Source organism: Cupriavidus sp. GW823-FHT07A04 (genome assembly GCF_058794615.1).
Map to the genome: position 1 here is coordinate 77,407 of NZ_JBXAHA010000003.1, position 23,278 is coordinate 100,684.

Genomic DNA, 23,278 nt, shown 5'->3' on the forward strand with positions numbered 1-23,278 from the left:
CGCGCCAACCTTGCACGGCGCCCTACATCATCCGGTGCGCGAAATGCCCGCGCCGAGCTTCGGTCATGAGGGCGGCGAACTGCTCGGTGCTCATATGCACCAGTTCCTCATGGTCGCCCGCCTCGAAGTAGACGTCGGGATGCGTCAGCAGGCTGTCGTCGAGCCAGGTCAGCGTGCCGTACGCCATGCCGACCGGCGGGAGCGCGCCGATTTCGCAGTCCCTGAACACTTCGCGCACGCCATCCCCATGCGCCAGCGACAGCTTGCGGCCGGTTTGTTCGCAGATATCTAACAGTTTCAGCTGGTGGGTGGAAGGGATCACCGCTGCGAGATAGCCTCGGTTGTCCTCCAGCAGGACAGTCCGGGCGAGCCGGTCTCCGGGGACATACGCAGTCTGCGCCGTTGCCAGGCCGCTTGGGCTGCTTGGGCGAGGAACGGTTTCAAACCGGCTCTGCTTCTTGCTCAGGCATCTTGCCAGCGTGGTAGCCATGGTCATGATTGCAACCTCCGAGCGCTGATCGCTGCAGTTGCTTACGTATCGGAACTATAGGTCAAGCACCGAGCGACAATCGGTGGGGCTAACCCCAGCACGGTTGCGGGTGACCAATAGCGATGCGCTATTGAGGCAATTGCAAACCTCTCATTTGGTTGCCGAGCGCTTTCAACTATATTTTGTGTGCGGCAGGCCTGCCGACGCAGGTCCCGAGTGGAAGCATTGACGCGGAAATACTAGAACTCACACTAGAACTCACGTTTGGTACGCCTCCGAAGGAGAGAGCATGTCTAACGAAAAGTGCCCCTTCAACCACGCCGCCGGTGACGGCACCACCAACCGGGACTGGTGGCCGAAACAGTTGCGGCTAGAGTTGCTCAGCCAGCACTCCGACAAGTCCAATCCATTGGACAAGAGCTTTAACTATGCCGAGGCGTTCAAGAGCCTCGACCTCGCCGCAGTCAAGAAAGACCTCGCGGCGCTGATGACTGACTCGCAGGACTGGTGGCCGGCGGACTTCGGCCATTACGGTGGTTTGTTTATCCGTATGGCCTGGCACAGCGCCGGCACATACCGCATCGGTGACGGCCGTGGCGGTGGTGGCCGGGGCCAGCAGCGTTTCGCACCGCTCAACAGCTGGCCGGACAATGTCAGCCTGGACAAGGCTCGCCGGCTGCTCTGGCCCATCAAGCAGAAATATGGCCAGAAGATTTCCTGGGGCGACCTGATGATCCTCGCCGGTAACGTTGCCCTTGAAACCATGGGCTTCAAGACATTCGGCTTTGGTGGCGGCCGTGAAGACACCTGGGAACCGGACCAGGACGTGTATTGGGGGAATGAGAAGACCTGGCTGGGCGGCGACGTCCGCTACGGCAAGGGCGCCGCCGGCAAGGACGGCAACGAAGGTGTGATTGTGGCCGACGAGGAATTGCACGGTGGTGAAGTCAGCCGTACCGACCCCGGCCGCAACCTCGAGAATCCCCTGGGTGCCGTGCAGATGGGCCTGATCTACGTGAATCCGGAAGGCCCCGATGGCAATCCGGACCCGCTCGCCGCCGCGTACGACATCCGGGATACGTTCGGCCGCATGGCCATGGACGATGAGGAGACCGTCGCGCTGATTGCCGGCGGCCACACCTTCGGCAAGACGCACGGTGCCGGTCCCGCTGATCACGTAGGCCCCGCGCCCGAAGCCGCCGACCTTGAAAACCAGGGTCTGGGATGGAAGAGCAGCTTCGGCACAGGCAAGGGTGCGGATTCGATCACCAGCGGCCTGGAAGTCACCTGGACGACCGCGCCGACGAAGTGGGACAGTGGCTTCTTCGAAAACCTGTTCGGCTATGAATACGAGCTGACCAAGAGCCCTGCCGGAGCCAACCAGTGGGTGGCCAAGAATGCCGGCGAAACGGTTCCGCACGCTCACGATCCGTCGAAGAAGCTCAAGCCGACCATGCTGACCACGGACCTGTCGCTGCGCTTTGACCCCATCTACGAGAAAATCTCGCGGCGCTTCATGGCGAACCCTGAGGAATTTGCTGATGCCTTCGCCCGTGCCTGGTTCAAACTAACCCACCGGGACATGGGACCGCGCGCCCGCTACCTCGGCCCGGAAGTCCCGGCCGAAGAGTTGCTCTGGCAAGATCCCATTCCGGCGCCGGACCATCCGCTGGTCAATGACCAGGACGTGGCGGCGCTCAAGCAGAGGATCCTGGCATCGGGGCTGTCGGTCTCGGAACTGGTGAAGACTGCCTGGGCATCGGCATCGACGTTTCGCGGTTCGGACAAGCGCGGCGGCGCCAACGGCGCGCGCATTCGCCTGGCTCCGCAGAAGGACTGGGCGGCCAATGAGCCGGATCAGCTGGGCAAGCTACTGAAGACCCTCGAAGGTATCCAGAGCGAGTTCAACGGTGCCCAGTCCGGTGGCAAGAAGATCTCGATGGCCGATCTGATCGTGCTGGCGGGCGGCGCCGGTATCGAGAAGGCAGCGGAGAAGGCTGGGCAGAGGCTGACCGTACCATTCTCGCCGGGCCGCATGGACGCTTCGCAGGAAAAGACCGACGTGCAATCGGTTGGCGCCCTCGAACCCACGGCCGATGCCTTCCGCAACTACCTCAACCCGAGCGTTCGTGTTCCGGCAGAAGCGATGATGCTGGACAAGGCGCAGTTGCTGACTCTGACCGCGCCCGAAATGACGGTGTTGATCGGCGGCCTGCGTGTGCTGAATGTCCATACAGGGAACGATGCGCACGGTGTCTTCACCGACCGCCCGGAAACGCTGACCAACGACTTCTTTCGCAACCTGCTCGACATGGGCGTGGAATGGAAGGCGCTCACCCGGGATGTGTTCGAGGGACGTGACCGTAAGACGGGGCAGGTCAAGTGGACCGGATCGCGAGTGGATCTGGTGTTCGGCTCACACTCTCAACTCCGGGCCCTGAGCGAAGTCTACGCAAGCGAGGACGGGGCGGATAAGTTCGTCAAGGACTTCGTCGCTGCCTGGGTCAAGGTGATGAACCTCGACCGCTTCGATCTGCGTACATAGCGTTAAGTCAGGGGCAAATAAGGGGCAAACAAGGGCGCCGGACCACGTTCGGCGCCCGTCCGGACCGATTGATCGTGGTAGAGTCGATCATCACTCTCTATCGCGTAGCCTTATGTCGCCACCCGTTGAACGTGGATCCGCCGATTCGTCAGACCATCAACAGGGCATGGAAAGCGCCGCTGATGCGCACAGTGTGACCATGCGGATTCCGGCAATTGTTCCAGCGCAAACCGCGCTGGTGGTCATGCATTATCAGACCGACATCCTGGCGTTGTTTCCATCGGTCGCGCCCACCTTGCTCTCCAATACGCGCAAGCTGTGTGACGCCGCGCGAGCCAAGGGCGTCAGCATCTATTTCGCCAAGATCCACTTTGGTCCAGGCTATCCGGAAGTCAGTCCGTTGAACAGGAACGGACAGGGAATCAAGCAACTTGGTCTATTCGTCGACGACCAGATCTCACCGGAACTCGGCCAACAGGCCACGGAACCGCTCATCATCGCGCATCGTGCCAGCGTGTTCTTTGGTACCGACCTGCAGGTGCGGCTTTCCGCCCAGGGCATCGACACCCTGCTCATGGTGGGCATTGCGTCGACCGGTGTGGTGCTGTCGTCGGTCGCGTACGCGAGCGATGCGGACTTCCGTTTATTCACGGTCAAGGATTGCTGCTACGACCCGGATCAGGTCGTGCACGATCATCTTTTTTCAACGGCGTTCGATTCGCGCACAACGGTGCTCTCGCTCGCTGATGCCTTGCTGTTGCTTGCTTAGCATTTGCCGGGATTTCTGTCGCTTCGACTTGAATACCGCGTAGTGGGCGCGACAAGCGCTGCGTTTGCGGGCTATCCCGCCAGGACAATTCTCGCCAATACAAGTCGTCTTATGACGTCCTTGCGTCGGTCGTAGTGGAAACGCCGCAACCCAAAACCGTGCTCGATCGACCCGACTCAGCTCCGAACTTCCGTGGTCGAACCCGTCTCCGACATTCCTCATTGAGCGCGGAATGTCCGCTATCCGCAGTTGAACCCTCGGATCACGCCGGGGCAAACTCAAAGATCGCGAAAAAACTCAATCAATGCGGAGTTGACCAAATCCGGTGCCTCTTGTTGTAGCCAGTGCCCTGCTCGCGGAATCACTTGGGAGAGGCGTAGGTTTGGCACGAGCTGGGGCATGGCGCCGATGACCTCGTGCATGCCTGGAATTGCCAGACCTGTGTCGCGCTCGCCGACAAGGTAAAGCGCCGGGACCTCGACGCGCAGGCCCTCGAAAGCGGCTTGCACTTCCCAGTTGCGGTCGAGGTTGCGATAGTAGTTCAATCCGCCGCGAAAGCCAGAAACGCTGAATGCCTGAACAAATTTGTCCAGGTCGGCGGGGGCGAGCCACGCGGGCAACGAGGACGGATCATTCAGAGAGTCAAGGAGCCCGCCACTCCGTAACAGAAGTCCAAAGGGATTAGGTGTATTCGCGTCGCGGACACCTACATCGCCCGATGCAGAGAAATAGATCTTGCGCAATGTGGCCGCAACGTCATGCTCAAGTTCTGTTTCGGCCAACCCTGGTTGGGAAAAGTAATGTGTGTAGAACCACGCCTGGTCGGTCTGTGGAAAAAGCCGACTCGGTGCCATCGGCGCGCGGCCCATCATTGGCACCCCGAGCGCAGCGACCGCGCGAAATCGGTCGGGCCGAAGCATCGCGGCATACCAGGCAATGGTTGCGCCCCAATCATTTCCCACGATAACTGCGTCGCGTTCTCCAAGCACATCAACGAGCGCAACCAGGTCAGCGACAACGTCCAAGGTTGTGTACTGTCCGATCATCGCTGGACATTCGCTTGATCCGTAGCCACGCAAATCTGGGGCAACTGCGTGGAAGCCGGCGCGCGCAAGTGCCCCCAACTGGTGGCGCCAGGCATGCGAGGTCTCGGGAAAGCCGTGACAAAGCAACACTAACGGACCATCGCCCTGCTCAGCGACGTGCAGGCGGATGCCGTTGGTTTCAATATAGGTTTGACGGTATGCACTCATGCTTGCTCGAAGAGACAGTTTTACACAAGAAGCTCGGTATATCGTAACATCTAAAGTTACTCATTTCCACATTTTCAAAGTTATGCAACGTGATACCCGGCTGGCTCGACTTCTGCACGTACTCATCCACATGCATCTTCGCGGCGGCGCGACCACTTCGGAGACGATCGCGCAGATGCTGCATACGAACCCCGTTGTTGTTCGCCGCACAATGGCTGCGCTACGCGAAGCTGGATATGCAAGGTCTACAGGCGGTCCAGGCGGAGGTTGGGCACTCGCATGTGACCTCAACGCTCTTACGGTGAGAGACGTTTACGTGGCCATCGCGCACACCGCATTGTTCGCGGTCGGCCCGGCTGACGACAATCGCGATTGCCCGGTAGAGGCGGCGGTAAATCGGCATATCAATGAGGCCTTGCGTTCAGCAGAAAATGCGTTGCTTCAACTGTTTGGCGAAAAGCGACTCTCACAGATCGCGCACGACGTGACCTCGTCAAAGTCGGGCAAGACGATCACCTAATTCTGGGGCCATGGAATGGGTATTAATGGAGGCAAGTCGCGCGGGCTTGCTTGACAACGACTTCTCGAACGAACGGGTGTCAGCTTCCATCCTGCAAGCCGCCGTTGATTTGAGCGCTGTCAATGCCCCTTCCTGGCCGGGAAGGGACCTCGGTCTCTTCCCGACCCGATTCGCCCCCCGGCTTGCCGAAAGCGGCCGTTCGAATCCGAAGCGGCGGATTGGGTTATCAGAGCTTGTGGCGGTGATAATGTTGGTCGGCACCGTCTCCTGAGAGACTCAATGTGATCTCGCACACTTTTCTCGGCATTAACGACTTCGATCGCGCGTTCGAGTTTTATTCGGCTTTGATGCAGGAACTGGGACATCGCCTCAAATTCTGCGAACGCGACAGGCCATGGGCAGGATGGATGGCAACGGACGCACCGCGGCCGCTGTTCCTTATTGGCAAGCCATATGACGGCAATGCCGCGCGAGGTGGAAATGGCCAGATGGTGGCGCTGCTTGCGCGTGACCGGCAGACGGTTGATCGGGCATACGCCTGCGCGCTCGCAAACGGAGCGCATTGCGAAGGGCCTCCTGGCCTGAGAGTCCAGTATCACCCTCACTACTACGGCGCATACTTCCGGGATGCCGACGCAAACAAGCTCTGCGTATGCTGTCACGACCCGGTATCGGATTAGCGTTGTCGATTTAGCACTGCGGCCTGCCTCCGGGCCATGGGGGACGTCTCTTGATGGCCGGCTCCAGTCCACGGAGGGGGCGGAACGGCGGTCGTTTCCTACCTACCCATCTCTGCCGTTCGATCCAGCGAAACAAAGCGGCTAAAAAGGTGAGTCCGGGAACGATCTCGACGCCGAAGTTCGTTATCAGTCTCGAGGCGCTCGATGGCAACCTTCACGCTGAATCCTGCGAAGCTCACCCCTGCCCTTTGTCTCACCATTGCAGGCGATGACCTTCTACTGCGCGGCAGGCTGCTCCCGCATACGACGGGCTTCGTCGCGCAGGAACTGCTGGTAATCGTCCAGATCCCCGTCGAAGGGCTCGACGCCGCCCTTGGTAACCAGCCAGAACTCGTCGCATACGGCGCGCAGCAGGGCCCGGTCGTGACTGACCAGCATCACCGTGCCTTCGAATTCGTTGAGCGCCATGGCTAGCGCTTCGCGTGTGGCCAGGTCGAGGTGGTTGGTAGGCTCGTCGAGCAGCAGCAGGTTGGGACGCTGCCACACGATCATGCACAACACGAGCCGCGCCTTTTCGCCGCCGCTCATCGTGCCAACCGCCTGATGGACCATGTCGCCGCTGAAGCTGAATGTGCCGAGGAAGGTGCGAAGCGATTGTTCGGTGCCACTCTGGCCAGGGGCGCGCATGTGCGCCGGCGTGTCCTTGGCAAGGCGGATCATGTGTTCCAGCGGCGTGTCGAGCGGGCGCAGCACGTCGAGTTCCTGCTGTGCGAAGTAGCCGATGTTCAGGCCTTTGCCTTCGCTGATTTCGCCGGAAATCGGCGCCAGCGCGTGCGCCACCGTCTTCACCAGCGTGGACTTGCCTTGGCCGTTGGCACCGAGAATGCCGATGCGCTGCCCGGCCAGCACGGAACGGTTGATGCCCCGCACGATGACCGTGGGCGGCGTGCCCGGCAGTGCGCCGGCCGGCGCGGGGTAGCCGAAGCTCGCGTCCAGCATGGACAACAGCGGGTTCGGGACGTTGAGGGGCTCCTTGAACTCGAAGTTGAACTCAGCATCGGCAAGCACCGGTGCGATCTTCTCCATGCGTTCAAGCGCCTTGACCCGGCTCTGCGCCTGCTTCGCCTTCGAGGCCTTGGCCTTGAAACGGTCGATGAACTTCTGCAGGTGGGCGATCTTTTCCACCTGCTTGGCCATCGCGGCCTGCTGCAACACGATCTGCTCAGCGCGCATGTCTTCGAACTTGCTGTAGTTGCCGCCATAGCGCACGAGCTTGGCGTTGTCGACGTGCACCGTCACCTGCGTCACCGCGTCGAGGAATTCGCGGTCGTGGCTGATCATTACCAGGGTTCCTTGATAGCGCTTGAGCCAGGCTTCCAGCCAGACCAGCGCGTCGAGGTCGAGGTGATTGGTCGGCTCGTCGAGCAGCAGTAGGTCGGACGGGCACATGAGCGCGCGCGCCAGCTGCAGTCGCATGCGCCAGCCGCCGGAGAAGCTGTTGACCGGCTGGCTAAGCTGCTCAGCACTGAAGCCAAGGCCCAGGATCAGCGCTTGGGCACGTGCGGGGGCATCGTGTGCACCGGCGTCGTGCAGGGCCATATAGGCGTGCGCCATGCGCATGCCGTCGTCGCTGGCCTCGGCGGCGGCTACTTCGGCCTGCGCGGCCAGCAGCCCGGTGTCACCCTCGACTACGAAGTCGGTCGCGCTCTGCTCGGTCTCCGGCATCTCCTGCGCGACCTGGCCCATCTTCCATGCAGCGGGAATCGAGAACTCGCCGCTGTCTTCGTGCAGCGTGCCGTTGAGAAGGCCGAAGAAGGATGACTTGCCGGCGCCATTGCGGCCGACAAGACCAATCTTTTCTCCGGGGGTGAAAGTGACGGACGCGCGGTCGAGTACGACATTGACGCCGCGGCGCAGCGTGACATTACGGACGGAGATCATAAGGAGCCACTTCGGAGAGGATCAGCATGATAGCCGACCGGACGCGCAGGGCTGTCGCTTTTCTGGCAGCACGCGTGAACATAGCGGTGAATGACGGCTCCTGGCCACCTGCGAATCCGCCGCTCGTCGTTCTCTACCGAGCCACACATAAAGCCTTTGCAGGTGAGCGCACTAGAAAACGTTCGATGAGCCCCCTCCCCGCGCTATGTCGCCGGATAAAAAAACGCCAACCCGTTTTGGGTTGGCGCTATGTTTTGGGCGTACTACTGGTATCAGAACTGGTTCATGGTGTTGTCTTTACCAGCCGCTTTCAGGGCTGCTTCGCCGCTGAAATACTCCTTGTGGTCGTCGCCGATGTCCGAGCCGGACATGTTCTGGTGCTTGACGCAGGCGATGCCCTGACGGATTTCCTTGCGCTGCACGCCAGCCACATAACCCAGCATGCCCTGGTCGCCGAAGTATTCCTTGGCCAGGTTGTCGGTCGACAGTGCGGCGGTGTGGTAGGTCGGCAGCGTAATCAGATGGTGGAAGATACCGGCTTCGCGCGACGAGTCGGCCTGGAAGGTCCGGATCTTTTCGTCGGCGAGCTTCGCCAGTTCGGTCTGATCGTATTCCACGTTCATCAGCTGGGTGCGCTCGTATGCCGATACATCCTTGCCCGCGGCCTTCATCGCGTCATACACCTGCTGGCGGAAATTCAGGGTCCAGTTGAACGATGGGCTGTTGTTGTACACCAGCTTGGCGTTCGGGATGACTTTGCGAATCTCGCTGACCATGCCGCCGATCTGGGCGATATGCGGCTTTTCGGTCTCGATCCACAGCAGGTCAGCGCCGTTTTGCAGTGCGGTGACGCAATCCAGGACGCAGCGCGCTTCGCCCGTGCCGGCGCGGAACTGGAACAGGTTGCTAGGCAGGCGCTTAGGGCGCAGCAGCTTGCCGTCGCGCTTGATGATGACGTCACCATTGCCCAGTTCGTCGGCCGACAATTCTTCGCAATCGAGGAAGGAATTGTATTGATCGCCCAGGTCACCCGCCGTGTTGGTCACGGCGATCTGCTTGGTCAGGCCAGCGCCCAGCGAGTCGGTACGGGCCACGATGACGCCATCGTCCACGCCCAGTTCCAGGAAGGCGTAGCGGATGGCGCGGATCTTGGCCAGGAAGTCCTCGTGCGGCACGGTGACCTTGCCATCCTGGTGACCGCACTGCTTCTCGTCGGACACCTGGTTTTCGATCTGAATGCAGCATGCGCCCGCTTCGATGAACTGCTTGGCCAGCAGGTACGTCGCTTCGGCGTTGCCGAAACCCGCGTCGATGTCCGCGATGATGGGCACAACGTGGGTGACGTGGTTGTCGATTTTTTCCTGGATGGCGGCCTTGGCAGGTCCTTGGGCAGCATCCAGTTCGCGGAACAGGCCGCCCAGTTCACGGGCGTCGGCCTGGCGCAGGAAGGTGTACAGCTCGCGGATCAGCGCGCTGACGGAGGTTTTCTCGTGCATCGACTGGTCCGGCAGCGGGCCGAACTCGGAGCGCAGCGCGGCCACCATCCAGCCGGACAGGTAAAGGTAGCGGCGCTCGGTACTGTTGAAGTGCTTCTTGATGGAGATCATTTTCTGCTGGCCGATGAAGCCGTGCCAGCAACCCAACGACTGAGTGTACTTGGACGAGTCGGCATCATAGGCGGCCATGTCGGCGCGCATGATCTTGGCGGTGTACTTGGCAATGTCCAGGCCCGTCTTGAACTTGTTCTGGGCACGCATGCGGGCAGCATACTCGGGGTTGATGGCATTCCATGCGCTGCCGTGGTTCTCTTTCAAACCGGCAACTGCCTTGATGTCGTCTTGATACTGGGCCATGTCAAATTCCTAAGCGTGTTTGAAGAAAGGGGGGCGTGTGCCGCTACGGATCTATGAATGTCGAAGCAGGCAGCGTGGAATCATTGTATGGCGCTTCTGGTGCACTGCGGTGAAGTCTTATATAAGACATAAGAGTTGGTTTATCCTTATTTTTCAATGAGATAGGCCTTGGATTTCGCGATGCGGAACGCGTTTTCGAGGAACGAAAACAAAACACTGCGGAAACTCGGCGTGAATTCCGCAATGTGAAAAGCGCTTTCAGTGGCTAGAAGTGAAGGCAAGCCCAGATGGCTTGAGCAACGATTGTTGGGGTGATTTTGTAGACGCCTGTCGAACGAACAGGGTCATGAGGCGGTGCGCAAACGTGTGGCTATCTTCGTGCCCGCTGCGGTCATTCGATCTCGGACGAGGATCGTCGCAAACTGGCCGAACCTGGAAGTTCGCCACCAGCCAGCGCTCGATCGACCCGGCTGAGCTCCGAACTTCCGTTGTCGACTGCGGACTCAACCGGTCGTCCGTACCTCGTAACGCCGCACTAAGTCCGTTCGCCGGGCTCCTTGCCCTATGCGGACGTGCGCTGATGGCGTGCCCGCCGCGCGTCGGTGTGTTCGCGGATCATGTCGATCAGCGCGCGCAGTCCGGCCGGCACGTGGCGGCGGCCCGGATAGTACAGGCAGAGGCCGTCGAGCGGGGGCGTCCAATCGTCCAGCACGCGAACCAGCGTGCCAGCTTCCAGATCCGCGGCGACGTTCCATTCGGTCAGATACGCAAGACCGAGACCGGCACGCGCCGCCGCCAGCATCAGGCCCGGCTCGTCGAGCGTCAGCGCGCCTTTGCCATCGATACGCAACGTTTCGCCGTGCCGCTCGAACTCCCACTGATATATCGCGCCGCTCGGCATGCGTGAGCGGATGCAGCGGTGTGCGTTCAGATCGGCGGGCGTGCGCGGCGGTTTTTGCTGCGCAAAATAGGCTGGACTGCCGACCACGGCAAAGCGCTGCCTGTCCCCGAACGGCACCGCGATCATTTCCTGCGGCACCGTTTCAGTCAGCCGAATGCCAGCATCGAAGCCTTCGGCAACTATATCGATCAGGCGCCCTTCAGTGACCAGGTCGAGCTTCATCTCCGGATAGCGCCGCAGGAATTCGATGAAGAGCGGCATCACCTGCCTGGCCGCGCCGGTTGACGCATTGATACGCAGCGTGCCCGACGGCGTGTCACGGAAGCTGCCGGCCTGCTCGATCGCGACGCGGATCGTGGAGAGTGCAGGCGCAACGCTGTCGACGAACTGCACGCCGGCTTCCGACAATGACACGCTGCGCGTCGTGCGGTTGAAGAGCCGTACGCCGATACGCGCTTCGAGCGCCGCCACGGCATGACTGAGCGCAGACGTCGACATGCCCAGATCCGTCGCGGCCGCGCGGAAGCTGCGATGACGCGCGACGGCCAGCACCGCCTCCAGTTCGCCCAAGCCCGATGTCCTCATTATCCTATATTTTTCAATGATACATGCCGTATTGTATGACTAGTCGGGGCAATGCATCGGGTCTATCTTTAGTGATCTGGAACGTCTTCTGGGAGCAGCCATGCAGATCATCGACAAAATCTATATCGACGGCGCCTTCGTCACACCGCACGGCGACGAACTGTTCAACCTCTTCAATCCAGCGACCGAGCAGGTAATTGGCCGCGTGCGTCTCGCCGATGCGCAGGACGCGCGCGATGCGATCGCCGCAGCAAAGCGCGCGTTTCCCGCGTTTTCCCGCACCAGCAAGAGCGAGCGCATCGACATGCTCAAGCGCATGCACCAAGCCGTTGTCGCCAAAGAGGACGAACTGTACGAGGCGATCACGGAGGAATATGGCGCGCCCATATCGCGCGGCCGCTGGATGGCGCAGCATGCCAGCAATGTGCTGCTCGAAGCGGCGAAGGTGCTGCAGGACTATGCGTTCACGCGTCGCGCGGGTATTGCCGAGGTCGTGATGCAGCCACTAGGTGTCGCCGGTCTGATTACGCCATGGAACAGCAACGCGGGATTCATCTGCGGCAAGCTCGCCACCGCGTTGGCTGCGGGTTGCACGGCCGTCATCAAGCCAAGCGAGATGAGCGCGATCCAGACACGCGTCGTCACCGAGGCGTTGCACGAAGCCGGCTTGCCGCCGGGCTTGTTCAACATCGTAACGGGACGCGGCGAAACGGTCGGTGCGCAGATCAGTTCCCATCCGGATGTCGCAAAGCTGTCGTTCACCGGTTCGACCGCAGTCGGCAAGACGATTCTGCGCGCGGGTGCGGAGACGTTGAAGCGCGTGACGCTCGAACTTGGCGGCAAGTCGCCGGTACTCGTGCTCGAAGACGCAAACTTCGACGAGGTGGTGCCGCTCGCGATTCAGGCCGGCTTCATGAATAGCGGCCAGGCGTGCATCGCGGGCACGCGTATTCTAGTTCCGCAGCAGCGGCTCGCGGAATTCGAAGCGCGGGTGCAGCAAGAAGTTGCGCGCACGCAGGCAGGCGATCCGCGCGATCCGCGGACGACTGTCGGCCCAATGGTCAGCCAGAAGCAGTGGGAACGCGTACAGCGCTATATCCGGATCGGCATCGACACAGGCGCGCGTCTGATCGCGGGAGGCGAAGGCCGGCCAGATGGCATCGATGCAGGATGGTTCGTACGTCCGACCGTCTTCAGCGATGTAACCAACGACATGGCGATTGCGCGCGAAGAGATCTTCGGTCCTGTGCTGTCGATTATCGCGTACCGCGATACTGAAGATGCGGTCGCAATCGCCAACGACACCAACTTCGGCTTGCAAGCGTACGTGTTTTCGGCGGATGACCAGCGTGCGCGCGAGCTCGCACGGCGAATCGACGCGGGTCGAGTGCTAGTCAACACGCTGGCACACGAACCGGCCGCGCCATTCGGCGGATTCAAGCAATCTGGTATCGGCCGCGAGTACGGAACGTTTGGGCTCGAGGCTTTTCTCGAGCCGAAGGCCGTTCTCACTGTTTCGTGATCGCGCAACCCAAGCGCTCGTTGAAGCGACTCGCTAGGCGGCAAGGAGGACTTCCAACGTTTATGAGTACCGGAGGACGAAAGGCCGTTGCCCGGTGGAGCTGTCGCTCGAATGGCTCTGCGCAACTATGGGCAAACGTCTGAAGATGACCGGGGAGGGACCCCGGCCCGCAGTTTCCCGGTCGTCCCTTCCCGCCCCGATTGAGCCGCTCGGACAAGCTCTACGACCGTCCGTTCCGGGAGCAACATGAGACGGCCGCCGGATAACGCGTCGGCCTTCATCTCGTCGGCCATCACAGAAAGTGGCGGATCGCTGACGCGGGCCGACCATAGCGCGACCCGACGGTGTGATTCTGAAAATTTTGGGAGAGCACCCCAAACCGATGCAAACGCATCCGTTAACTTACAGCAGACACCGCGTCGACCACCCACAGAATTCGTATTCTGGAAAACAGGTCTGTCAGCCTTAGGCACGCACGCTCGACGCAGCCGATGGAAAGTCTTCACGGCGCCCCGCCCATTTCAGGATCGCATCCAGTGCCGGGCAGAGCGCTTGGCCCCAATCGGTCAGGCGGTAGTCCACCTTCGGCGGCACCTGGTGATAGACCGTGCGCGTCACAATGCCGTCCTCTTCGAGGCGGCGTAACTGCTGGGCAAGCATCTTTTGCGTGATGCCGGGGATCAGCCTCTCGAGGTCCGAAAAACGCCGCACCTGGCCACCGAAAAGGTGAAACAGGATCACCAGCTTCCAACGACCTTCCAGTAGCTTGAATGCCGCTTCGACATCGACCGCGGCGGTCGCAGGAGTGTAGGCTTTTCGGTTAGGCACGGCTTACTTACTTTTTAGTGCGTTCTTGCGATGTGGTAACTATAGCGCCATCATTGGGACATGCAAACGTGACATTCAGGAAAAGTCCGATGAACATGACCCTGCCGCCGCCGCTGGATGCCTATCTGAACGCGGAAACCACAAGCGACACTGCCTCTCTTGCGAACTGCTTCGCTGCCGACGCCGTCGTGCGCGACGAGGGCCGCACTATCGAGGGGCTCGAAGCCATCCAGGCCTGGAAGAAAGACACCAAAGCCAGATACCAGTACAACGTCGAGCCGTTGGACCTGTCCCAGGATGGCACCGCCGTCACGATGCGCGCGAGGCTCACGGGCGCCTTCCCCGGTAGCCCGGTCGAGCTGACCTACACGTTTGTCCTGGCTGGCGGCAAGATCGCGTCTCTCGAGATTCACTGATGAGCGCCGCACCCGAACTTCAGGGCCTTCGGGCGCTTGTCACAGGCGGGACCAAAGGAGTCGGTAAAGCCGTTGTCGCGCACCTTTGCAAGGCCGGCGCGAACGTCCTCGCGACAGCACGTTCGCGTCCCGATGACCTTTCCGAAGACAGGTTCATCGGTGCGGACATCACGACGGCTGAGGGCTGTAAAACCATTGTCGACGCCGTGCTCGAACGGCTCGGCGGCGTCGATATTGTCGTGCACGTGGCGGGTGGCTCATCTGCGCCGGCGGGTGGCTTCAGGGTGCTCGACGACGACGAATGGCACAAGGCATTGAACCTGAACCTGTTCCCGGCGGTGCGGATCGATCGCGCGCTGTTGCCCTTGATGGCCGAGCAGCGCTCGGGCGTCATCATCCACGTCACGTCGATCCAGCGGCAGTTACCGTTGCCGGAGGCCACGATTGCCTATGCCGCCGCCAAGGCTGCCCTGTCGAACTACAGCAAAGCCTTGTCCAGGGAAGTCAGTCCGAAAGGCGTTCGCGTCGTGCGTGTCTCCCCCGGCTGGGTCGAGACAGATGCCGCCGCGGGTCTCGTTGCTGAGATCGCCCGGCAGAACGGCATCGACATGGAAGGCGCCCGCAAGATCATCATGGATTCGCTCGGGGGCATTCCTCTCGGCCGGCCATGCTCTCCCCGAGAAGTGGCAGAACTCATTGGCTTCCTCGTCTCCGCGCGGGCCAGCGCCATCACCGGCACTGAGTACGTCATCGACGGCGGAACTGTTCCGACCGCGTAGTCTGAGCCACTTGCTCTGCCGCCCCGGCGTTGCATGTTTCTGCCGGCAGGCGGACAGCCACAGCCAGGCCTCCTCGGCGCTGCCGTATTGCATGTCCTGTTTCGTCGGGATCGAGTGGCAAGGACATTCGCAGCATCAATTGCCGTACTGTGCTTTTGGATCGACGAACGGCCGTAACGATCTTGAGGATTCAACCGGTCGATGCAACACCCTTCACTGCTCACGCAGCCATTAGTGTGTTGCGTTGACCGGTTGAATCCTCATCTTCGAAGCGGCCATTCGCACAAACTCCGCCAACGTCTCAGTGTGGCCGAACGCGGCCGTCGGATCAGGTCTTTCCCCAAAAGAGCGGCGATGAGCTTTTCTGCCTTTATGCCGGTCACGTCGACATCTGAAACTCGATGCCCGCCTTGTGGAGGCGCGCAAAGATGTCCCCCACTTCGGGGTACCAAGCCTCAGGCATGTCGACCTGCAACCCTAGCCCACCGGAGCTGATGCTGCGATCCAGATAGTTTCGCTCGTCGTCGGTGATTTTTACGATTGCCAGAAACCGGATGATGTCGCTTGTGGCTTGCTCGGCCGTACCTCCCTGCGTCAATAGGTGCACGCAGTGCTTTCGGATGTAGGCAAGCGGCACCACGTGCTCGTTGTAGGTTCCTCCATTCTTCCCCTGGCCCGTCGGTACGTCGTACACGCCGCGGAGAAAATACTCGAAGCAACGCGTGTCGGAGTCCATGCCTCGAAGGCTTAGGTAGCAAGCCAGTCGGACGAAGGAGCGCTTCCTTATCGCTGCTGGATCGCTGACCAAGGTGAATGGACGTGAGGCGGACGAGCACATGATGCCCAACTCGGAAAGGTCATCGTCGTCGACCGCAGGAGCAAGACCTCGGTCACAGCAGTATTCAACTAACGCCATCGATGCCTCTAGCAACCCCATCCGCCGAGTCTGGAAACACGCATGGAGTACGAGTTTCCGAAGCTGGAGCGGCGCGACCTGCGAGGAGGGGCGCAGAAGCTTCACGATCTTCGTGTGGCCGCTATTTCCTTCCTCCCACATTTCCGAACAATAGCGGACGGATTCGAAGACGAACCGCACGAACGAAACACGAGCCGTGGTGTCTTCGTTCTCGAACGCCTTCGTCAACCGGCGAAAGCCATCTAGGCGAGGGGTCAACACATCCTGATGTTGCAGGGCATTGAGAACTGCCTCTGTGCCTGAGTAGGGCAATTTCAGGGTGCGTTGCAGAAGGCGGGTCGAAACCCGTTGTTTGGAGAGAAGGATCGCCTTGGCGGCTTCGATTTGGTCGTGCGTGATGTTGGTCGTGGTTTGAGGATGGTGTCACGGCGAATGCCGGCCGCTAACAGCACTGAGTAGCTCCTGACCTTCCCACTGTTACAATTTTCGCCGCCTGGATTCTACATGCGACCGTCAGCGGGTCGTCCGGTGGACGACTCAAGATGGCCGGACTCTGACTTCGGCCCTCCGCCAGGGCCGGCCGTCTCAGACCGACCCAAACCAGCCGACGGGCTAGTGGCTACTGAGAGACCGGTCTTTGGTTCGCACCACGGACGTTGATGCCCGTATAAGCACTGTTAGACTGCGGACGCCTTCCCCGCGCATGTACTCAACCATTCAGGATAGTGACATGACCGAATGCGTTCTAACATTTACAAGTCAGACCGAATGGGAAAGTTGGTTAGGGCAAAACGGCAGCACTTCGACGGGAGCATGGCTGCGTCTAGCGAAAAAAGGCACCGAGCAGCGAACCGTAACCTACGAACAGGCGTTGGAAAGCGCCCTCTGCTATGGCTGGATTGATGGTCAAAAGCAGGCTGAGAGCGAGAAATACTGGTTACAGCGCTTCACCCCACGCTCCGCAAAAAGCATCTGGTCCAAACTTAACAAAGACAGGGCTGAAGCGCTGATCGCCGCAGGCAGAATGCGCCCGCCCGGCATGTGCGAAATCGAGAAAGCTAGGAAGGACGGCCGCTGGAAGGCTGCTTATACGTCGGCCAGTAACTCGATAGTGCCGGACGACCTGCAGGTGGCTTTGGACGCAAATCCGGAAGCCAAGAAGTTTTTTGCAACACTGAACAGCCGTAACCGCTATGCCATCCTGTTTCGGGTACAGAATGCCAAAAAACCAGAAACAAGGGCGCGTAAAATCGAGGAATTCGTCAACATGCTGAACCGTGGCGAAACGTTCTATCCATAGATCTTGCGCTTCTGACGGAGAATTTGCCAAACGGGGGCATGGCATATAAACCCCTAATGGCCGCTTCGCACCCAGCAGTCGTCATTCGTGAGACACGCCCGAAGGGCTGTTACTGGCCCCGTGAAGCGACCTCCGGCAGCCGTGTCGCATTCGGCTCTTGTCAACCCTCAGCGGTCGACCAACTTTCTCGACGACGGACATTCACGCAAATTTTGTGTCGCGCGTCGCGAAGCAGCCGGCAAATGGTGGCCGCGATCAACAGCACCGACCACCGACTCAAGCGTATTGCGCGAGGCCGTTGCCGAGGGACCAATTCTCCTTTGCGACCTCGACAAGGCTCACGAACACGTCCTCCGGCCGGATGCCGGGGCTCTCGCCGAGCAACTCCGCGATCTGCTGGAACAGCACTCTTTTCCGTTCCACGGTGCGGGTGTTGTTCGCGGTGATCTGGATGAACACGAGATCGTCACTCCGGGCGATGCCAAGATAGGACGCGCCGTAACGGAAGTTCGCGGCGTCATGCTCCGTGATGGTCAGGAACTGGTCGCCCTCGGGCACGTTGAACGTTTCGTGCAGCGTGCGATACAGGTTGTCGAAGATCGCCTGGCGATAGGCTTGCGGCTGATCGCGCGCTCGCTGGATTTGCCGGGGTCCGGCAGCGTCTCGTCATTGGTATCAGTGACCATGTTGCGGGACCGGAGCTGCCCGCACTGATCGCGCGCATGAACGCGCAAAGCCCGCAACTGCTGATCGAGATCCGGATCGGCTCGTCGGGTGACCTGCTTCAAAGTTTCGACCGGCGGGAACTCGACACGGTGATCGTCCGCTTGCATGTCGGTCGAAGCGACGGAGAAATTCTTACCGACGAGCAATTCGGCTGGTTCGCAGCGCCAAGCTGGGAGCATCGCGCCGGCGAGCCCCTGCCGCTTGCCACACTTGCTGAACCTTGCGGTGTGCGTGCGATGGCCGGCCAGCTTCTCGATGCGGCAGGCTTGCCTTGGACAGAAGTTTTCGTCGGCGGCGGCGTTGCTGCAGTCGCTGCAGCCGTGGTGGCGGGGCTCGGCGTAGCAGCATTGGCTCCTCGCATGCTGCCATTGGGCGCAGTGGACGTAGGCCCCAAGCTCGGGCTGCCTGACTTACCACGCTTGCCGGTTCTGCTTCACTCACGGGTCAACGACGGCCGGCCGCGCGATGCGCTTGCCGTGCTTTCAGCCGCCTTCAGGAGCGCGGTGCGAGGCTAGCAACTAGCCGGTCGCATACTCAAAGCGCGGCGAGTTCGAGGGTTTCACAGCGGGGGGCGATTCAGGGCGATCCAACGCTGAACAGACGGCCTTTGCCACTGATGCGCAGCGTAGTCAGCCAACCTTCCCGGCACCGCATCACCATTGAGGACGAGCCGGTTCAGCATCAGAGCGAGGTCGACGTCTGCGATGCACCACTCGCCAAAGAGGTTCGGTGAGTGGTCGGTAAGCAGCACCTCGCAAGCAGAAAACAGTTTTCCTGCGGCCGTACGTGCTGCAGCAGATAGGGGCGCTGCGGGAGCGCCATAAAATACCACCTCAGTGGAGCGCTCCTGCCGGATGGGCATAAGATCGCTTCGCAGCCACGCCTGGACTTGGCGTGCCCGAGCGCGACTGATCGCATCTTTTGGGTATAACAAGGTGCCCGGAAAAACCTCGTCGAGATATTCAGTTATGGCTGACGACTCGGACAAAGCGAAACTGCCGTGAATCAGCGTAGGTATGCGCTGCGTGAGTGAGCTCTGTGCATAACCAGGTTCGAGGTTCGCATTGTTGGCCAGGTCGATGGTGACAAGCTCAAACGACAATCCCTTTTCGTGAAGGGCCACGAAGGCCGACATCGCATATGGACTTGCGAATTGAGCGTCGGCGTAGAGACGCAGATTCGTTGAAGGCAAAGTGGGCTCCTGTTTGCTTACGCAAGGAAAACGATTGTCAACGATCTAGGCGTCGATGTCGACCGGCCGCGCTTGTTCGGCATGACATGCAATAAAGCTACTGTCCCAGCAAGAACGAACCGAAGCGGCGAATGGCGAATGGCGATTGGAAAATGGCAACGCCTACGCCAATCGCAGATCCCACAACACATCGAGTACGTGTTGCGTGGAACGCTCAACGTACCCCGCACGATGTGCAATGCCGAGCCGGCGCCACAACGCCGGGCGCAGCGCACGCATGACGATGCGCCCATCGGGTAATGGCGTAGTGGCCTCATGGGGCAACAGCGCTGCGCCGTAACCTGCCGCTACCAGACTCTTGATCGCGTCGTTGTAGTTGAGCTGGATGCGCGGCGCAGGATGGTGCCCCCCGGTCGCGAACCACTCCGCAGTCAGACGCGAGAGACGCGTGGTCGCGTCATTGAGAATGAGAGGTTGGGCAGCGAGCCATTCCGGCGTGACGCGGGCCGGACACCGCCAATGCGCCGGCAAAAAGGCCATCACGGGGTCGCGGCGCCAAGGCTTTATCACGAGTCCAGCCACCGGGGGCTGAGGCAGCGCGATCAGCCCAACATCCAGCGTTCCATCCGCCAGTCGGGACAGCGTTTCATGCGAAGTGAGTACTGCAACCTGAATGTCGATAGCGGGATGGTGCTGGCGCAGCACCTCAAGCGCTTGCGGCAACAGGTGCGCGATCACGCCAGTCGACGCACCGAGCCGCGCGCGCCCTTCGAGCCCCTGCACCTGGCGTTGAATATCGTCTAACGCCTGCTCCGCATCGGCCAGCAGTCGACGCGCGCGCTCCACCAGCACCTCCCCTATCGCCGACGGCCTGACATGTCCGCGCTTGCGCGACAGGAGCGGCGCCCCAATGCGGTCTTCGAGTTCAGCGATGTGGAGGCTGACCGTTGGCGGCGCCAGGTGCAATGCACGCGCCGCTTCGACAAATGAGCCACGGTCGGCAATGGCGACCAGAGTGCGCAAACGGTCCAGGCTGATCTCTCGCATATTGGCGTCCAGATTCAGAAAAACTGAATATTCACGTTGTGAAATACAACTTTCTCTATTCTAGCGGTCCATGGAACATAGGGGCTCGTTCTCCTTGTCAAAACCCACAGTCACCGGAGTATTCCACGTATGAGCTCTCCCGTTGTTTTCATCGACGGCGACCAAGGCACCACCGGGTTGCAAATCCACGAACGGCTGCGCAACCGGACCGACCTTAGACTGTTCACGCTTGCCGCTGCGGAACGCAAGGATCCGCGGCGTCGCGCAGAAGCCATCAATGCCTGCGACATCGCCATCCTCTGTTTGCCGGATGCTGCCGCGCGCGAGGCAGTGGACTCCATTGTGAATCCTGCCGTCCGGGTCATCGACGCAAGTTCCGCCCACCGCACACAGCCGGACTGGACGTACGGCTTTCCGGAAATGACGCAGGGACAGGCTGAGCGCATTGCCAACGCACGTCGGGTCACCAATCCCGGTTGCTATCCGACCGGCGCGATTGGCTTGCTGCGTCCCCTGTTGCAGGCCGGGCTCATACCAGGCGACTACCCTATCAGCATTCATGCGGTGTCGGGCTACTCCGGACGCGGGCGTGCCGGCGTGGAGGAACATGAGGGACAGGGTGCCGTCAACGCGCCTTCATACCAGGTATATGGTCTGGAACTCGCGCACAAGCACACCCCGGAGATCCAGCAGCACGCCGGGCTCGCGCAGCGTCCCATCTTTGTCCCTGCGTTGGGTGCGTTCCGCCAGGGCATCGTGCTGACGGTGCCCTTGGCGTTGCGGCTGCTGGCACCCGACGTGGATGGCGTCACGTTACAGGCATGCCTCGCACGCCACTATGCCGAGGCGGCCCACGTCCATGTCTTGCCGCTGCACGAATCGTGCGCCTTGAAACACCTGGATCCACAAGTGCTGAACGGTACGAACGACATGCGCTTAAGCGTATTTCCCAACATGGAACACGGGCACGTCCTGCTGTCCGCGGTGTTCGATAATCTTGGCAAAGGCGCATCCGGCGCTGCGGTTCAGAACCTGAACCTGATGCTCACGCGGCAATAGTGGCCGAGGTCGGGCTAGCGGTCAACACGCTTCGCTTGCCCGGCCCCCAACACGGCGTGGCGATACAGATGCACCACTCAAATGGGTTCATCGCAACGAGACGACTTCACCGTGCCAGCCGGCGTCGGCCCTGCTCGCGATGACCAGCGCGGCCCCGGGTCCGTCCGCCGCGACGACGCAGCGGCCGTGCTCGTCCCAAAACGCACTCTTGCCTATGGATGACCATCCGCCTGTGTCTGCGCCGTGGTTAGCCATCAGCACGGCGAAGCGGTGCTGTGCCGCATAGCGCCGGAGCAACGCGGTATCCGCAGCGTAACCGTTCGCGGTGAATAGCACGCCCGCCGCGTACAGGATCGCACCCATGGTGGATGCTTGCGCTGCATGCTCTGGATGGCCCGTGTCCGCACAAACGGCGAGCGCGACAGTCTCGCCGTCAACGGAAATCGGCGGCCCGCCCGATCCGGGCGCGAAGGTCGCGTCTTCTCCTGGATGCAGGTATTGCTTCGTGTAGCTGGTGACCTTGCCGTCCGGTGTCAACGTCAGCGCGCCGATCCGCACCCCATCGTCGAAGCGCAAGGGAGCGCCCACGACGGCGGTCAGTCCGCTTCGCGTGCATTCGTGACGCAGGGGCGCGAGTCGCGCGTCGTCGTTGTGGATTGCGACTTCGTTCGCAATGGTGCTCTCGTATCCGGTCAGCGAAAGCTCGGGAAAGACGACGAGACGCGCGCGTCTCGCGGCGGCTTCGCGTAAAAACGAGAGATGCCGGTCGACGTTCTGCTGTATGTCACCGGCGACGGAAATGGACTGGACTGCTGCTACGACGAAAGACGCTGACATCGTGGGGATCTCTCAACGGTCAATCAGATAAGACGTCCGGGAATGCGGCTCGGTATCCATCGACCGCCGTCACATTGCCCTGTGCCGCCAAGGCCGCACAAAGTGAGGAACGCAATACCGAATAAGAGCATTGAGATTGTCGACGATCCCGACACCAATGTCGAACAGTCGAACAGTCGAACAGTCGAACAAGCGAAACTGGCCGGGATGGGCCGTGCAGGCACGCCGCTCAGCGTCCCAGTCCCGAGAACGAAGGCTGGCGTTTGTCGAGGAACGCCGCTACGCCCTCACGGAAGTCGGTCCCCTGCAATGAAGCCGCGATCTCGCGCTCGGCCTGCGCAACACTTTCACCTAGAGTCTGGCCGAGCGCGCGGTACGACTGTCGCTTGGCCGCTGCCATTGCGCTAGGCGAGCACAGGGCGGCCAATACTGCGGCGCGTTCGAGCACCGTCGGCAGGAAGCGATCGGCTTCGAACACGGCGGAAACCAGACCGGCCTGTTCGGCCTCCTGCGCGCCCATTGACCTGCCGCTCATCAGCCACTCGAGCGCACGTGACAGGCCGATCATCCTGGGCAGCATCCAGGCTATGCCGTGTTCGGCGGCCAGCCCGCGCCGCACGAATGCCGGCACCAGCCGCGCTTCGCGGCTGGCGTAGCGGATATCGCAATAGAGTGAGAGCACCAGGCCGACCCCGGCTGCGGCACCGTTCAGGGCGCAGATGATGGGCTTGCCGATCGCCAGCAAATAGCTGTAGCGCTGGCCAAAGTCCTCCCGGGCGGCGACATCGTTGGGCGCGTGAGCCGCCGTAGTACTGGCGTGTCGCGGGCTGGACTCCGCCAGCCGCGCGCGCGCCGCCGACAAGTCGGCGCCTGCGCAGAAGGCCTTTCCGGCCCCGGTCAACACGATCACACGGACCTCGCGATCGTCCCGGCAGCGCTCTAGTGCGGTGCGCAGTCCAGCTTCCATCTCAGAGTTCCAGGCGTTGAGCTGGTCCGGCCGGTTGAGGGTAATGACGGCAATCCGGTTCGCCACGTCGCAGAGGATGGTCTCGTTGGTATTGGTATTGGCATTGGTGTTGGTATTGGGGCTGGCCGCGCTCATGATTTTCTCCCCACGCG

21 protein-coding genes and 1 pseudogene are annotated in these 23,278 nt (G+C 61.0%); 10 read left to right on the forward strand and 12 right to left on the reverse strand.

Features of this window, described 5'->3' with window-relative positions:
• Positions 1–22: 22 nt before the first annotated feature.
• Positions 23–496, reverse strand: coding sequence for an aminoacyl-tRNA deacylase (locus AC1Q7Q_RS06080; protein WP_492373823.1), 474 nt, complete (start codon positions 494–496; stop codon positions 23–25).
• Between the two features lie 283 nt (positions 497–779).
• Here AC1Q7Q_RS06080 and katG point away from each other — a divergent pair, with 283 nt between their 5' ends.
• Entirely contained in the window at positions 780–3,035 is a 2,256-nt protein-coding gene (gene katG / locus AC1Q7Q_RS06085) for a catalase/peroxidase HPI (protein WP_492373824.1), read from the forward strand.
• A 166-nt stretch (positions 3,036–3,201) separates the two neighbouring features.
• Positions 3,202–3,804, forward strand: coding sequence for a cysteine hydrolase family protein (locus AC1Q7Q_RS06090; RefSeq protein WP_492373825.1), 603 nt, complete (start codon positions 3,202–3,204; stop codon positions 3,802–3,804).
• Positions 3,805–4,082: 278 nt separating this feature from the next.
• Here AC1Q7Q_RS06090 and AC1Q7Q_RS06095 read toward each other — a convergent pair whose 3' ends face one another.
• Positions 4,083–5,057, reverse strand: a complete 975-nt coding sequence (locus AC1Q7Q_RS06095; protein WP_492373826.1) for an alpha/beta fold hydrolase — start codon at positions 5,055–5,057, stop codon at positions 4,083–4,085.
• Between the two features lie 82 nt (positions 5,058–5,139).
• Between AC1Q7Q_RS06095 and AC1Q7Q_RS06100 the strand changes: the two genes are divergently transcribed.
• Together AC1Q7Q_RS06100 and AC1Q7Q_RS06105 are read left to right on the forward strand one after the other, a co-directional pair.
• Complete coding sequence (locus AC1Q7Q_RS06100) at positions 5,140–5,577, forward strand: Rrf2 family transcriptional regulator (RefSeq protein WP_492373872.1); 438 nt, start codon at positions 5,140–5,142, stop codon at positions 5,575–5,577.
• Between the two features lie 281 nt (positions 5,578–5,858).
• A complete protein-coding gene (locus tag AC1Q7Q_RS06105) occupies positions 5,859–6,257 on the forward strand; it encodes a VOC family protein (RefSeq protein ID WP_492373827.1) in 399 nt (132 codons plus the stop codon).
• A gap of 276 nt (positions 6,258–6,533) precedes the next feature.
• On the opposite strand, the gene AC1Q7Q_RS06110 is transcribed toward AC1Q7Q_RS06105, so the two are convergent.
• From AC1Q7Q_RS06110 to AC1Q7Q_RS06120, 3 genes are all read right to left on the reverse strand, one after another.
• Positions 6,534–8,198 carry an ABC-F family ATP-binding cassette domain-containing protein gene (locus AC1Q7Q_RS06110; protein ID WP_492373828.1) on the reverse strand — a complete coding sequence of 555 codons (1,665 nt, stop codon included), beginning with the start codon at positions 8,196–8,198 and terminating at the stop codon, positions 6,534–6,536.
• A gap of 272 nt (positions 8,199–8,470) precedes the next feature.
• The gene (locus AC1Q7Q_RS06115) at positions 8,471–10,051 is read right to left on the reverse strand and encodes an isocitrate lyase (protein WP_492373829.1); all 1,581 of its coding nucleotides are present in this window, start codon (positions 10,049–10,051) and stop codon (positions 8,471–8,473) included.
• 562 nt (positions 10,052–10,613) lie between these two features.
• The gene (locus AC1Q7Q_RS06120; protein WP_492373830.1) at positions 10,614–11,537 is read right to left on the reverse strand and encodes a LysR family transcriptional regulator; all 924 of its coding nucleotides are present in this window, start codon (positions 11,535–11,537) and stop codon (positions 10,614–10,616) included.
• A 100-nt stretch (positions 11,538–11,637) separates the two neighbouring features.
• Between AC1Q7Q_RS06120 and AC1Q7Q_RS06125 the strand changes: the two genes are divergently transcribed.
• A complete protein-coding gene (locus AC1Q7Q_RS06125) occupies positions 11,638–13,059 on the forward strand; it encodes an aldehyde dehydrogenase family protein (RefSeq protein ID WP_492373831.1) in 1,422 nt (473 codons plus the stop codon).
• A 465-nt stretch (positions 13,060–13,524) separates the two neighbouring features.
• Here the strand turns inward: AC1Q7Q_RS06125 and AC1Q7Q_RS06130 are convergent, their stop codons facing one another.
• A complete protein-coding gene (locus AC1Q7Q_RS06130; RefSeq protein WP_492373832.1) occupies positions 13,525–13,887 on the reverse strand; it encodes a winged helix-turn-helix transcriptional regulator in 363 nt (120 codons plus the stop codon).
• A gap of 89 nt (positions 13,888–13,976) precedes the next feature.
• On the opposite strand from AC1Q7Q_RS06130, the gene AC1Q7Q_RS06135 reads away from it, so the two are divergent.
• Both AC1Q7Q_RS06135 and AC1Q7Q_RS06140 read left to right on the forward strand, forming a co-directional pair.
• Entirely contained in the window at positions 13,977–14,303 is a 327-nt protein-coding gene (locus tag AC1Q7Q_RS06135) for a nuclear transport factor 2 family protein (RefSeq protein WP_492373833.1), read from the forward strand.
• Positions 14,303–15,082: an SDR family oxidoreductase gene (locus tag AC1Q7Q_RS06140; protein ID WP_492373834.1), complete on the forward strand. Its 780-nt coding sequence runs from the start codon at positions 14,303–14,305 to the stop codon at positions 15,080–15,082. Before AC1Q7Q_RS06135 ends, AC1Q7Q_RS06140 begins: the two co-directional genes overlap by 1 nt.
• A gap of 379 nt (positions 15,083–15,461) precedes the next feature.
• Here AC1Q7Q_RS06140 and AC1Q7Q_RS06145 read toward each other — a convergent pair whose 3' ends face one another.
• Positions 15,462–16,226 carry a hypothetical protein gene (locus AC1Q7Q_RS06145; protein WP_492373835.1) on the reverse strand — a complete coding sequence of 255 codons (765 nt, stop codon included), beginning with the start codon at positions 16,224–16,226 and terminating at the stop codon, positions 15,462–15,464.
• Positions 16,227–16,728: 502 nt separating this feature from the next.
• Here AC1Q7Q_RS06145 and AC1Q7Q_RS06150 point away from each other — a divergent pair.
• On the forward strand, positions 16,729–17,298 hold the full coding sequence (locus tag AC1Q7Q_RS06150) for a YdeI/OmpD-associated family protein (RefSeq protein WP_492373836.1): 570 nt from the start codon (positions 16,729–16,731) through the stop codon (positions 17,296–17,298).
• A gap of 276 nt (positions 17,299–17,574) precedes the next feature.
• Here the strand turns inward: AC1Q7Q_RS06150 and AC1Q7Q_RS06155 are convergent, their stop codons facing one another.
• Positions 17,575–17,940: a tautomerase family protein gene (locus AC1Q7Q_RS06155; RefSeq protein WP_492373873.1), complete on the reverse strand. Its 366-nt coding sequence runs from the start codon at positions 17,938–17,940 to the stop codon at positions 17,575–17,577.
• Here AC1Q7Q_RS06155 and AC1Q7Q_RS06160 point away from each other — a divergent pair.
• A pseudogene (locus tag AC1Q7Q_RS06160) lies at positions 17,916–18,539 on the forward strand (LysR substrate-binding domain-containing protein); the annotation flags it as partial. The gene AC1Q7Q_RS06155 and the pseudogene AC1Q7Q_RS06160 overlap by 25 nt on opposite strands.
• Positions 18,540–18,583: 44 nt before the next feature.
• On the opposite strand, the gene yfcF reads toward AC1Q7Q_RS06160, so the two are convergent.
• Positions 18,584–19,216, reverse strand: a complete 633-nt coding sequence (yfcF, locus tag AC1Q7Q_RS06165) for a glutathione transferase (RefSeq protein WP_492373837.1) — start codon at positions 19,214–19,216, stop codon at positions 18,584–18,586.
• 162 nt (positions 19,217–19,378) lie between these two features.
• Positions 19,379–20,263: a LysR family transcriptional regulator gene (locus tag AC1Q7Q_RS06170; RefSeq protein WP_492373838.1), complete on the reverse strand. Its 885-nt coding sequence runs from the start codon at positions 20,261–20,263 to the stop codon at positions 19,379–19,381.
• 129 nt (positions 20,264–20,392) lie between these two features.
• On the opposite strand from AC1Q7Q_RS06170, the gene argC reads away from it, so the two are divergent.
• Positions 20,393–21,322 (forward strand): N-acetyl-gamma-glutamyl-phosphate reductase, encoded by a 930-nt coding sequence (gene argC, locus AC1Q7Q_RS06175; RefSeq protein WP_492373839.1) that lies wholly within the window; start codon positions 20,393–20,395, stop codon positions 21,320–21,322.
• 87 nt (positions 21,323–21,409) lie between these two features.
• Here the strand turns inward: argC and AC1Q7Q_RS06180 are convergent, their stop codons facing one another.
• Both AC1Q7Q_RS06180 and AC1Q7Q_RS06185 read right to left on the reverse strand, forming a co-directional pair.
• The gene (locus tag AC1Q7Q_RS06180; RefSeq protein ID WP_492373840.1) at positions 21,410–22,159 is read right to left on the reverse strand and encodes a carbon-nitrogen hydrolase family protein; all 750 of its coding nucleotides are present in this window, start codon (positions 22,157–22,159) and stop codon (positions 21,410–21,412) included.
• 229 nt (positions 22,160–22,388) lie between these two features.
• Positions 22,389–23,261 (reverse strand): enoyl-CoA hydratase-related protein, encoded by an 873-nt coding sequence (locus AC1Q7Q_RS06185; RefSeq protein WP_492373841.1) that lies wholly within the window; start codon positions 23,259–23,261, stop codon positions 22,389–22,391.
• Between the last annotated feature and the right edge of the window lie 17 nt (positions 23,262–23,278).